Origin of the sequence: Nonomuraea sp. NPDC023979 (assembly GCF_040639085.1) — a bacterium.
Classification (GTDB): Bacteria; Actinomycetota; Actinomycetes; order Streptosporangiales; family Streptosporangiaceae; genus Nonomuraea; species Nonomuraea ceibae.
Genome location: NZ_JBEZZG010000025.1, coordinates 30,852 through 42,489, shown reverse-complemented (window position 1 = coordinate 42,489; position 11,638 = coordinate 30,852). Strand labels below are relative to the sequence as shown.

Genomic DNA, 11,638 nt, shown 5'->3' with positions numbered 1-11,638 from the left:
CGTGAGAAGGACGCCTGAGCCGTATCTGTGGCTGCTGTTCAGCGGCGGGGGGATCGTCGCGGCGCTGGTGCTGCCGGTGCTGGCGCTGCTGTTCGGGGTGCTCATGCCGCTCGGCGTGATCGGCTGGCCCGACGCGGCGCACCTGGCCGCGCTGCTGGAGCCCCTGTGGGTGCGGATGGGACTGGTGGTGGCGGTGGTGCTGTGCCTGTTCCACGCGGCGCACCGGATCAGGTTCACCAGTGAGGAACTGCTGGGGATCGGGCGGTACGACGGGTTCATCGCGGCCCTCTGTTACGGGGGAGCAGTTACGGGCGGGATCATTGCCGCGATGCGGTTGTTGTGAAATGTCGTAGTTTGATCACATTTCCACAACCTACTTTACGCAATCTTTAGAAACGGTCTACCGTGCCGGTTTGCAAGACCCTATGGCCATTGCGCCCGGCGATCCCGGGCAGAAGGGGTTACTGGTGCCCAGCAAGAAGCGCCTATTAGCCACAATCCCGGCGGTAGCCCTCCTCGGCGCCGCCCTGACCGTACCCAGCGCTCAGGCCGACTCGGTCGCGTCATACCAGCCCAGCGCGTCTGACTACTACATTAACTACGCACCACCGAGGGACGACGACCCGCCGGCCGAGCCGGGAGTCCCGGGCAAGAACAAGCGGTCGATCTCCGCCGCGAAGAAGATCGACCAGAAGTTCAGCAGCGGAAACCCGGCCGCTGCCCGGGTGCTCGCGGCCCGCGAGGCCGAGGCCATCCGCACCGGCCGAAACCCCGCTGAATGGATCTTCAAAAAGTCCAAGCAGACCAAGACCGCCAAGCTTCTCACGCTGCTGGTCGAGTTCAACGAGAACGCCAACGACGACTTCTCCGGCTTCAACCGCCTGCGGACCGTCGACAGCGCCCCCGACGACTGCGTCGTCGAGCCGGCCGGCACGCTCAAGAACGGCCCGCTGCACAACAACATCCCGGACCCGGCCACGCTGCCGCACAAGGACAACAACTCCTTCTGGGTCAAGGACTTCAGCCCCGAGCACTTCAACAAGATGCTCTACACGGACAAGGGCATCACCGAGCGCGTCCGCCCCGACCTGAAGGACCCGCGCGACGGCAAGCCCGGCATCGACATCTCCGGCCACACGCTGAAGAAGATGTACGAGGAGATGTCCAAGGGCGCCTACTCCGTCACCGGCTCCGCGGTCGGCTGGATCAAGGCTCCGCACTCCGAGGCGTGGTACGGCGCGGCCGCCTGCGGCGGGGTCCCGCAGGACATGTCGGGCCACCCGGACAACCCGCTCGGCGCCGGCCAGCTCGCCATCGACGCCGTCAACGTCCTGTCGCAGACCCAGCCCGACTTCCCGTGGGCCGACTACGACATCGAGGACGTCTCCGACGCCGACGGTGACGGCAACTTCGCCGAGCCCGACGGCGTGATCGACCACCTCGTGCTCGTCCACGCCGGCAAGGACAAATCCTCCGACGGCGGCGCCGAGGGCACGTACGCCATCTGGGCGCACTCCAGCGCGGTCGCCGGCGGCTACCAGGTGCCCGGCACCGATAAGAAGATCTCCAACTACATCGTGCAGCCCGAGGACTCCGGTGTCGGCGTCTTCGCCCACGAGTACGGCCACGACCTCGGCCTGCCCGACCTGTACGACACCTCCGGCCAGGCCAGCTCCGCGGTGGACTTCTGGGACCTGATGTCCAGCGGCTCCCACTCCGGCCCCATCTTCCAGTCGATGCCCACCCACATGGGCCTCTGGGACAAGTGGGTGCTCGGCTGGGCGAACCCGAAGGTGTTCAACCCGGGTGACAGCAAGAAGCTCGTCACGGTCGGCCAGACCTCGCGCACGCCCCGCTTCACCGAGGACGGCGTCCGCGTCAACCTCGCCTCCGAGCCGCTGAAGATGATCGACCCGCACAGCGGCGCCAACGCCTGGTGGTCCGGCATGGACCAGGAGTGGGCCAACGTCTCGCTGGCCCGCGACATCCAGGTGCCCGCCGGGACCGACGTCCGCTTCTGGATGTGGAACAACTACGAGATCGAGGCCGACTGGGACTTCGGCTTCGTCGAGGTGTCCACCGACGGCGGCAACACCTGGACCCAGCAGAAGGTCTACGACGAGGCCGGCACCGAGATCACCACGCCCGACGGCTACCCGGACCCGAACAAGAACCTCGCCACGTTCGGCAACAAGAAGTACGGCATCACCGGCAACACCGACGGCTGGCGGCACGACTACGTCAACCTGACCCCGTTCGCCGGCCAGACGATCAAGCTGCGGCTTGCGTACAACACCGACGCCGCCTTCACGCCGCGCGGCTGGCACGCCGACGACTTCTCGATCACCAACGGCGGCGCCTCCGTGTGGAGCGACGACGTGGAGAACGGCGAGAACGGCTGGCGCGCCTTCGGCGGCACGTTCACCAACACCAGCGGCCAGGGCTGGACGATCAACAACGGCGAGCGCCAGATCGACCGGTTCTACCTCGCCGAGTGGCGCAACTTCGACGGCTTCGACAAGGGCCTGCAGTACGCCTACGACACCACGTACTCGCGTGACGGGGCGTGGAAGGTGGAGAAGGTCAAGTACAACGCGCCGGGCCTGCTGGTCTGGTACCGCGACTCGACCTACACCAACAACGTGCTGGCCAACAACCTCGAAGCGGCGCCGAGCATCGGCTCCAAGGGCAGCCTGCTGCTCGTGGACTCGCACTACGACCCGCTCCGCCGCACCGGCGAGGCGGCCGCGAAGGACCCGTCACGGCACAAGAACATGGAGGGCCGCTCGCAGACCTCCAACGCCGCGTTCTCCTTCACGAAGACCTACCCGTTCAAGGAGTGCCTCGAGGCCGCGGACGAGCCGTTCAGCGAGTACTGCACGAACGTCCCCGCGCTGAAGGGCGTGCCGAGCTTCACCGACGCCAAGACCTGGTACCCGGGCCTTGAGCTGCAGGACGGCTCGCTGTACTACCGGGACTTCGACGCCTCCGTCGTCGTCCCGAGCAAGGGCGACCAGCCGTACAGCACCCGCGTGGTCAACGTCGACGGAACCCCGGCGACCGAGCTCTACGGCACCGACCTCGGCAACGGCCACGTCCTCGGCACCGGCAACCCCGGCGACGAGGGCAAGGCGCTGGGCGTCCAGTTCAAGCTGGTCACCCCGCTGCCGGGCAACCTGGGCGCGCTCGTCCAGGTGACCCCGCCGAAGAAGTGATCCAAGGGGCCGCCGGGCGGTGTCCCGGCGGCCCTAACATTGATGACCATGAGCGAATTGCGCACCAAGGCCGAGCACACCGAGGCGATCCGGCAGGACCGCAGGGTGGCGGTGGTGATCAACACTCGCTCACGCCGTGGCCGCCGCCACTACTTCGAGGTGATCGAGCAGCTGCACGAGCTGGGCTACGAGCCGCTGGCCGAGATCGGCGTCTACAACCCCAAGCGACTGCGCGACCTGCTCGACACGGCCCTGGCGACGGGGCCCGACCTGCTGATCGTCGGCGGCGGTGACGGCACGCTGTCCTCCGCCGTGCGCCACGTCGCCCACCGCGACGTGGCGCTCGGCGTTCTCCCGCTCGGCACCACCAACAACTTCGCCCGCAGCCTCGGCCTGCCGCTCGACCTGGCCGGCGCGATCCGGGTGTTCGACACCGGCAAGGTCGCCGACATCGACCTGGGCATGGCCGACGACCGGCCGTTCGCCAACCTGGCCAGCTTCGGCGTCTCCGTCGAGGTCGCGGGCAAGGTCAAGCCGTGGCTCAAGCGGGTGCTCGGCCGGCCCGCCTACCCGCTGACCGCGCTGACCGTGCTGCCGGGGCACCGGCCCTTCCGCGCCTACATCACCGTCGACGGGCAGCGCCACGAGCTGCTCACCCACCAGCTCAACATCGCCAACGGGCGCTTCCACGGCGGCTGGCAGGTGGCCCGCGACATCAGCATCGACGACGGCATGCTCGTGGCCTACCAGCTCGGCTCCGGCAAGAAGGTGCGCCTGCTCGTCGAGACGCTGGCCCGCGCGACGACCGGGCGCTGGCGCAGCCTGGCGGGCGGGCCGTTCGTCGTCGGCCGCGAGATGCTGCTGGAGACCGACCCGCCGATGGCCGCCGACGTCGACGGCGAGGTGCGGCTGCGCACCCCGATCCGGCTGCGCGTGGTGCCCAACGGGGTGCGCGTCATGGTGCCCGCCGACTTCGAGGACCGTTGACCCGCACAGCCCGGCTGGTCTCCTAGCGCAGGCGGTCGTACAGCTCGGTCAGCGGCGCCGACAGGCCCGCCGGCGGCGGGAAGACGCGCAGCAGCAGGCCGGGCTCCACGGCGGACGGGCGGCGCTCGGGCCTGGCCGTGCCGGCGGGCGCGTAGAAGTCGGCGAGCCGGTCGGCGAACGGCACGTCCGCCACCTCCAGCGCGGCCCCGCCGCCCGCCGCCAGCGAGCCCAGCAGCTCCTCACGGGCGCGCCCCCGCCAGGCCAGCACCAGGAACGGGTCGTCGTCGAACGACTCGGCCAGCAGGTAGAGCACCGCCGACACGTGCTTGCACGGGAAACCCCAGTCGGGACACGAGCACGCCATGTCCAGATCGCGCGGGAACAGGTCGGCTCCCAGCGCCGCGAACAGCTCCTCGATCTCCTCCGGCATCTCCCCGGCCAGCAGCCTCGCCCGGTGGACGGCCTGCTCGGCCACCGCCCGCTCGACCGCCTGCCACAGCTCCTCGCCGAACACCTCGACGGCGATCGTCACCTCGTACGGCGCCGGGCGCGACCCCTGCACGAACGCCCTGGCCAGGCCGGGCGACAGGTCGATCGACAGCACCTGGCCCGCCCTGGCGTAGCCGCGCCCGCGCGACAGGCGGCCCTTGTCGCAGATCCGCTCCAGCACGTCGATGAACCGCCTCGACCACCAGGTCGAGCCGATCGAACCGCGCCGCGACCTGGCCCGGATACCGCCCTCGACGCTGATCGGGGTGCTCCAGCCCGGCACGTCAGCCCACCGCCCCGGCCGTCAGGCGGAACACCTCGCGCAGCTCCCTGGTCGACAGATCCGTCAGCCAGTCCTCGCCCGCGCCGACCACCCGCTCCGCCAGCGCCTTCTTCCGCTCGATCATCTCGTCCACCCGCTCCTCCAGGGTGCCCGCGCAGATCAGCTTGCGCACCTGCACGTTCCTGCGCTGGCCGATGCGGAACGCCCGATCGGTCGCCTGGTCCTCGACCGCCGGGTTCCACCAGCGGTCGACGTGCACCACGTGGCTCGCCGCCGTCAGGTTGAGCCCCACCCCGGCCGCCTTCAGCGACAGCAGGAACAGCATCGGCTCGTCGTCCTGCTGGAACCGGTCCACCAGCCGGTCACGCGCCTTCTTCGGCAGCCCGCCGTGCAGCCACAGCACCGGCCGGTCCAGCCGCTGCTCCAGATAGGGCTGCAGCATGCTGCCGAACTCCGCGTACTGCGTGAACAGCAGCGCCTTCTCGCCCTCGGCCAGGATCTCCTCCGCGAGCTGCTCCAGCCGCGCCAGCTTGCCCGACCGGCCCGCCAGCCGGGAGCCGTCCTTCAGCAGGTGGGCCGGATGGTTGCAGACCTGCTTCAGCTTGGCCATGGCCGCCAGCACCAGGCCGCGCCGCTCGATCCCCTCGCTGTCGTCGATCCTGCCCAGCATGTCGTCCACCACCGCCTGGTACAGCGACGCCTGCTCCGGCGTCAGCGTGCACCACTCCTTGACCTCCAGCTTCTCCGGCAGGTCGGAGATGATCGAGGCGTCGGTCTTGAGCCGGCGCAGGATGAACGGCCCCGTCGCCCGCCGCAGCGCCTGCGCGGCCTGCTCGTCCTGCCGCGCCTCGATCGGCTCCTGGAACCGGGTGCGGAAGCGCGCCTTCGGCCCCAGCAGGCCCGGATTGGCGAACTCCATGATCGACCAGAGCTCGGCCAGGTGGTTCTCCACCGGGGTGCCCGTCAGCGCCAGCCGGGTGCCCGCCGGGATCGACCGCACCGCCTGCGCCTGGAGGGTGCCGCTGTTCTTGATCGCCTGCGCCTCGTCGCACACCACCCGCCGCCACGGGACCCGCCGCAGGGTCTCCAGGTCGCGCTGCGCCGTCCCGTACGTGGTGATCACCAGGTCGGCGTCCGCGATGCGCGTCGCGTCCCGGCCGCTGCCGTGATGGACGTGCACGCGCAGGCCAGGCGCGAACCTCGCCGCCTCCCGCTGCCAGTTGCCCACCAGCGACATCGGGCACACCAGCAGCGTCGGCTCCGCTGCCCGCTCGTGCACGAGCAGCGCCAGCGTGGTGACCGTCTTGCCCAGCCCCATGTCGTCGGCCAGCACCCCGCCCAGCCCGAGCTCCGACAGGAAGCTCAGCCACGCCAGCCCCCGCTCCTGGTAGGGGCGCAGCGTCGCGTCCAGGCCCGCCGGCGTCCCGATCACAGCCGGCCGCCCCTCCGGCCCGCCCTCCGGCCGCCCCGACAGCAGCTCGCCCAGCACCCCGTCGGCGTCCACCTCCAGCAGCGGCAGCTCGTCGTCGCCCTGGACCACGTGCCGCAGCACCTCCGCCGCCGGGAGCACCCCGCCGCGCTCACCGCCGACCGCGCGCAGCGCCGCCGCGAGCTGCCGCTCGTCCAGCTCCACCCACTGGCCGCGCACCCGCACCAGCGGCACCTTCAGCCGGGCCAGCTCGGCCAGCTCCTCCTCGCCGATCGTCTCCCCGCCCACCGCCAGGTCCACCCGGAAGTCCACCAGCTCACGCAGCCCGAACCCCTGGCTCGCCGCCGCGCTCTGCGTCTTCGTCCGCGTCGTCACCTTCAGCCCCAGCCTCGCCCGGCCCGCCCAGCGGGGCAGCTGCACCCCGAACCCGGCCGCCTGCAGCAACGGCGCCGCCTCCCGCAGGAACGCGAACGCCCCGGCCGTGTCGAGCACCAGCTCCTCCGGCTGCGGCACCCGCAACGCCCGGTCCAGCTCCGGATAGAGCCGCACCGCCCGGCCCAGCCCGGCCAGCAGCTCCCGCTCCGCCCCGGCCGGCAACCCGGCCACCGGCCCGCCGCCCCACACCTTCCCGGCGGGCACGTACAGGCTCGGGTCGTCGGCCGCCTGCACCGCCAGCTCCACCCGCCACCGGTGCTCCCCGGCCGCGTCGTCGCGGCCGTCCCCGGCGGGGGCCGGGGGGTCGACCGGCTCGGTGAGGCGGAAGCACACGCGGGTGGCGCCCTCGGCCGACTCCACGGAGCGGCGCCACTCCTCCAGGGCTCGCCGCAGGTCCGGGTCATCGGGGCACGCGGCGCCGGGAGAGTCGGCGCGGGACGAAGCGGCGCCGGGGCAGGTGGTGTCGGGGGAGGCCAGCGCGGCCAGCCAGCGCCCCCGCCCCGTGCCCGTGCCCGTGCCCGTGTGCGGGGGCCGGGCGTTCAGTGCGGTTCGGGCGAAAGTGTCGGCGAAGGCGTCCAGGGCTTGGCGCAGCACCTCGTGGGAGGGGCGCTCGACCGCCCAGGTGCGGCAGGCGGGGGGCATGGTGAGGGCGAGGTCGCGGAAGTAGGCGGCGTCGGCGCCGGTGACGACCGCGCGCCAGGCCGCCCGGGCCTCGCCGTCGGCCTCCGTCAGCTCCAGCTGGGGGACGACCCGGCCGCGGCGTACGAGATCCCGCGCGAACGCGGCGACGGCCCGCCAGTGCCGCACCGTAGCGCCCGGCACGGCGTCACCCCAGCCGGTGAGACCGGGCCCGGAGTCGGAGCCAGGGCCGGCGTCAGCGTCGGGGCCGGGGCCGGGGGCGAGGTCGGGGCCGGGGGCAGGGTCGGGGTCAGCGGCGGGGGCGGCGGCTGGGGTGGGGTCGGGGGCGAGGAGGTGTACGGCGGCGGGCAGGGGCGGGACCACGGCGGGGACGCGCCAGGGGCGCAGCGAGGGGCGGGTGACCGCGGACAGGAGCCCGGTCTCGGGGGAGGGGAGCGGCTCGGCCGCGGACCCCGGCAGCAGGAGCTCCAGCGTGCGCGGCCCGCCCGCCGGGAGGCGCTCGACGGGCGCGGCCCAGGGATGGGCGCGCGGCGCCGGGCCACGGGCGGCACGCGGCGCGAGGGCGGTGTCCTCCGCCCAGAAGGCGACCCCGTCCCCGGCCCAGACCCCATGCACGACCAGCACCTCGGCAGGGTACCCGGGCCGGGAGGGGCCGGTGGCCCGTGTCCGCCGACGGCGCACTCGCCGGCTCATGGGAAAAATCAGTGCAAGTCGTAGACTGGAGGCATGAATACTCCGGGATCGTGGTGCGAGCGGCCCAAGCCGCCGGCTTCGTCGTGCGAGCTCCCGTCCCCGTGGAGCGCCCCCAAGAAGCCGGACAACTGGTGCGAGGCGCCCAAGTCGCCGGTCGAGTCGCTGGTCGGCCTCCTCCTTCGCGCCGCCAAGCGGTAGGACCCGGCCCGGCGGAAAACCGCGGGGTGATAGAAGCCGGGCTCTTCGGGTAGGCGGGTTCGCGACGGAGGAGGCGACGTCGTGAACGACACCCACAAACTGGTCAACGACCTTTCCGAGCAGGTCTCCCGGCTCGTCAAGGACGAGTTGCGGCTGGCCAGGCTCGAACTCACGGAGAAGGGCAAGCGCGCCGGGTTCGGCGCGGGCATGTTCGGGGCGGCCGGGCTGGTCGCGTTCTTCGGCGGCGCGGTGCTCGTGGCCGCCGTGGTGATGCTGCTCGCGCTGGTGATGCCCGCGTGGGTCGCCGCGGCCATCGTCGGAGTGGTCCTGCTGATCGTGGCCGCCCTGCTGGGGCTGGCCGGCAAGAGCAAGGTGAAGCAGGCGACGCCGCCGGTCCCGACCGAGACCATCGCGAGCCTGCGGGCCGACGTCGACGCGGTCAAGGAAGGGGCGCGGCGATGAGCGAGACCGATCCGGGACGCAGCGACCAGCACGCCGGCACGGTCGGCGCGCGCCGGGCCACCGTCGGCACGCCGACGGACGCCGAGTCCATCAACGTGCCGCCGACCAGGCCGGGCGCGGCCGAGAACGCGCACGAGGCCGAGCTGGCCCGCGAGGAGCACGAGACCTTCATCCCCGAACCTCCCCAGGCCGACGACCGCACCGACGCGGTCAGGTCGCGCGCCACGGAGGAGGAGTCCCTGACCGGGGGCCGCGCCGCGAAACGGTCCGGGAGCGAGCACCGCACCCAGGGCGACGACGCGGACGCGGTCCGGGAGGACATCAGGCAGACCCGCCGGGAGCTCGGCGAGACGGTGAGCGCCCTGGCGCGCAAGGCGGACGTCAAGAGCCGGGCAGCCGACGCGGCGGCCACGGCCAGAGGAAAGGCGAGCAGGATGGCAGGCACGGCCAAGGACAGGGCCACGGAGCTGGCGGAGACGGCCAAGGGCAAGACGGCCGAGATGACCGGCGCGGCCAAGGGCAAGGCGCACGAGGTGACGGGCGCCGCCAAGGGCAAGGCGCACGAGATGACCGGCAAGGCGCACGAGGTCGCGGGCAGGGTCGGCGAAAGGGTCGGCGACGCGACGCCGGAGCAGGTCAAGAAGCGCCCGGTGTTCGTGATGGTCGCGCTCGGGACGGTGGTGGCCCTGGTCGTGCGCCGCATGATGAGGCGCAACCAGGCCAAGTGACGCGTGGAGGCCCCCGACGGACCCGCCGAGCTGCCACGCCGGTCGTGGTGGCGGGTGATCAGAAGAACGTTCGCCGAGTTCAAGAACGACCGCGTCCAGGACCTGGCGGCGGCGCTGACGTACTACGCGGTGCTGTCGGTGTTCCCGGCGCTGATCGTGCTGGTGTCGCTGTTCGGCCTGCTGGGCCGCGACGACCTCGGCACGGTCGTGGGCTCCCTCGTCGTGCTCGCGCCGGAGGAGGCGCGCGGCCTGATCGCGGAGAGCGTGCGCGGGGTGCGAAGCACCGGCGGCGCGGGCCTGGTGGCGATCACCGGCCTGCTGGTCGCGCTGTGGTCGGCTTCCGGGTACATCGCCGCGTTCATCCGGGCGTGCAATGAGATCTACGACATCGAGGAGGGCCGCCCGTTCTGGAAGCTGACCCCGCTGCGGCTCGGCCTCACGGTCATGATGATGATCCTGCTGGTCGTGGGCGCGATCGCGGTCACGCTGACGGGCGAGCTGGCCGCCGCGGCCGGTGAGGCGCTCGGCCTCGGCGACGCCGCCGTGACGGCGTGGGACATCCTCAAGTGGCCGGTGCTGGCGCTCATCGCGGCCGGCCTGATCATGGTGCTGTACTGGGCGGCGCCGAACGTCCGCCAGCCGGGCATGCGCTGGATCACGCCCGGGGGCCTGCTCGCGGTCTTGCTGTGGGCGCTGGTCTCGGGCGGCTTCGCGCTGTACGTGGCGGGCTTCGGCTCCTACAACAAGACCTACGGCGCGCTCGCCGGGGTCGTGGTGTTCCTGATCTGGCTGTGGCTGTCGAACATGGCGCTGCTGTTCGGCGCCGAACTGGACGCCGAGCTCATCAGGGAGCGCGCCGCGGCCCAGGGCAGGCCCCCCGGGCGGGAGCCGTACGCGGTGCCGCGCGACCCGCCGGAGCCGGATGATCTGCCGGGCTGAAAGTGAGAGGCTTCGCGCATGGACTTCATCCGCGTGCGCGCCTCCTCCGACGGCGCGGAGACGATCTCGTCGTGGACCGGCGACGTCTATGGCTGGGAGCCCGGCGGCGGGCCGCATCACCTGTTCGGGTTCGAGGGCGTCAACGTGGCCAGGGCGGTGCGCGGCGACGACGGCGGCTGGCTGCTGCTGACCAGGGAGGCCGCCCTCTACCTCGACCCGCGCACCCGCGAGGTGCTCGACGTGTGGGACAACCCGCTGACCGGCCGCCGCGTGGAGGTGCAGCACGTCTTCAACGACCCGGTCAACCAGCGGCTGGGCGGCTACCCGGTGCCGGTGACGCGGCTGGGCGAGCAGGTGGTGTTCAACGTGGACGTGCGCCTGGCCTACCCGTCGCCGCTCAAGGTGGCCGACTATCCGGACAACTCGGCGGACGACACGTACCGGGCGATGGAGCTGTTCCAGTTCTTCGCCCGGGCGGCCGACGTCGAGTCGGAGCTGCCGGACGTGCCGAGCGTGTTCTCCTGGTGCCGGGTGTCGCCGTGGCTGCCGTGGATGGCGATGGCGCAGCGGCCGGGCGGGCTCGTCTACCACTGCCGGGGCGGCAAGGGCGCCGAGGTGCCGCCGAGGCTGCGCGAGCGCGCCGGGGAGCGGTTCCTGCACGCGCCGCAGGAGTGGTCGGCCCCCAACGTGACGAGCTGGACCGCGTTCGCGGATAAGGTCGGCCGATGAGCACCGATCTGTTCTGCGAGATCGTCGCGGGGGAGCGCCCGGCGACGATCGTCGGCTCCGACGAGGTGTCCGTCTCCTTCCTCGACACCCGGCCCGTGTTCAAGGGGCACGTGCTCGTGGTGCCGCGCGTGCACGCCGAGACGCTCGCCGACCTGACCGGGGTGGGGCCGTTCTTCGAGAGCGTCCAGCGCATGGCCCGCGCCGTGGAGGAGGGCCTGGAGGCGGGCGGCACGTTCGTCGCGATGAACAACCGGATCAGCCAGAGCGTCCCCCACCTGCACGTGCACGTGGTGCCCCGGGTCAAGAAGGACGGCCTGCGCGGCTTCTTCTGGCCGCGCACCACCTACTCCTCCGCCGACGAGGCCGCCTCCTACGCGGAGCGGATCGCCAAGGCGCTGGGCTGAGCCGGGCC

At 72.1% G+C, this 11,638-nt stretch carries 11 protein-coding genes; 9 read left to right on the top strand and 2 right to left on the bottom strand.

Features of this window, described 5'->3' with window-relative positions; all coding sequences use genetic code 11:
- Position 1 precedes the first annotated feature (1 nt).
- From AB0G11_RS33735 to AB0G11_RS33725, 3 genes are all read left to right on the top strand, one after another.
- Positions 2–343, top strand: a complete 342-nt coding sequence (locus AB0G11_RS33735) for a hypothetical protein (protein ID WP_357590741.1) — start codon at positions 2–4, stop codon at positions 341–343.
- 124 nt (positions 344–467) lie between these two features.
- Positions 468–3,215 (top strand): immune inhibitor A domain-containing protein, encoded by a 2,748-nt coding sequence (locus tag AB0G11_RS33730; protein WP_308125850.1) that lies wholly within the window; start codon positions 468–470, stop codon positions 3,213–3,215.
- A gap of 48 nt (positions 3,216–3,263) precedes the next feature.
- Entirely contained in the window at positions 3,264–4,202 is a 939-nt protein-coding gene (locus AB0G11_RS33725; protein ID WP_219507443.1) for a YegS/Rv2252/BmrU family lipid kinase, read from the top strand.
- Positions 4,203–4,224: 22 nt separating this feature from the next.
- Here AB0G11_RS33725 and AB0G11_RS33720 read toward each other — a convergent pair whose 3' ends face one another.
- Both AB0G11_RS33720 and AB0G11_RS33715 read right to left on the bottom strand, forming a co-directional pair.
- The gene (locus AB0G11_RS33720) at positions 4,225–4,974 is read right to left on the bottom strand and encodes an SWIM zinc finger family protein (protein ID WP_357590739.1); all 750 of its coding nucleotides are present in this window, start codon (positions 4,972–4,974) and stop codon (positions 4,225–4,227) included.
- Between the two features lies 1 nt (position 4,975).
- The gene (locus AB0G11_RS33715) at positions 4,976–8,101 is read right to left on the bottom strand and encodes an SNF2-related protein (protein WP_357590737.1); all 3,126 of its coding nucleotides are present in this window, start codon (positions 8,099–8,101) and stop codon (positions 4,976–4,978) included.
- 102 nt (positions 8,102–8,203) lie between these two features.
- On the opposite strand from AB0G11_RS33715, the gene AB0G11_RS33710 reads away from it, so the two are divergent.
- The 6 genes from AB0G11_RS33710 to AB0G11_RS33685 all read left to right on the top strand — a co-directional run bounded on the left by AB0G11_RS33710 (position 8,204) and on the right by AB0G11_RS33685 (position 11,630).
- Complete coding sequence (locus AB0G11_RS33710) at positions 8,204–8,368, top strand: hypothetical protein (RefSeq protein WP_357590735.1); 165 nt, start codon at positions 8,204–8,206, stop codon at positions 8,366–8,368.
- 81 nt (positions 8,369–8,449) lie between these two features.
- On the top strand, positions 8,450–8,830 hold the full coding sequence (locus tag AB0G11_RS33705; RefSeq protein ID WP_219507438.1) for a phage holin family protein: 381 nt from the start codon (positions 8,450–8,452) through the stop codon (positions 8,828–8,830).
- A complete protein-coding gene (locus tag AB0G11_RS33700) occupies positions 8,827–9,558 on the top strand; it encodes a DUF3618 domain-containing protein (RefSeq protein WP_357590733.1) in 732 nt (243 codons plus the stop codon). Before AB0G11_RS33705 ends, AB0G11_RS33700 begins: the two co-directional genes overlap by 4 nt.
- 54 nt (positions 9,559–9,612) lie before the next feature.
- A complete protein-coding gene (locus AB0G11_RS33695) occupies positions 9,613–10,497 on the top strand; it encodes a YihY/virulence factor BrkB family protein (RefSeq protein WP_357590731.1) in 885 nt (294 codons plus the stop codon).
- 18 nt (positions 10,498–10,515) lie between these two features.
- Positions 10,516–11,226, top strand: coding sequence for a DUF1838 family protein (locus AB0G11_RS33690; protein ID WP_357590730.1), 711 nt, complete (start codon positions 10,516–10,518; stop codon positions 11,224–11,226).
- Entirely contained in the window at positions 11,223–11,630 is a 408-nt protein-coding gene (locus AB0G11_RS33685) for an HIT family protein (RefSeq protein WP_219507434.1), read from the top strand. Before AB0G11_RS33690 ends, AB0G11_RS33685 begins: the two co-directional genes overlap by 4 nt.
- The last annotated feature ends 8 nt before the right edge of the window (positions 11,631–11,638 follow it).

Excerpts from the sequence above, each read along its gene's own strand:
- AB0G11_RS33725 (WP_219507443.1), top strand. The coding sequence starts at position 3,264 with ATGAGCGAATTGCGCACCAAGGCCGAGCACACCGAGGCGATCCGGCAG.
- AB0G11_RS33710 (WP_357590735.1), top strand. The coding sequence starts at position 8,204 with ATGAATACTCCGGGATCGTGGTGCGAGCGGCCCAAGCCGCCGGCTTCG.
- AB0G11_RS33700 (WP_357590733.1), top strand. The coding sequence starts at position 8,827 with ATGAGCGAGACCGATCCGGGACGCAGCGACCAGCACGCCGGCACGGTC.
- AB0G11_RS33690 (WP_357590730.1), top strand. The coding sequence starts at position 10,516 with ATGGACTTCATCCGCGTGCGCGCCTCCTCCGACGGCGCGGAGACGATC.
- AB0G11_RS33685 (WP_219507434.1), top strand. The coding sequence starts at position 11,223 with ATGAGCACCGATCTGTTCTGCGAGATCGTCGCGGGGGAGCGCCCGGCG.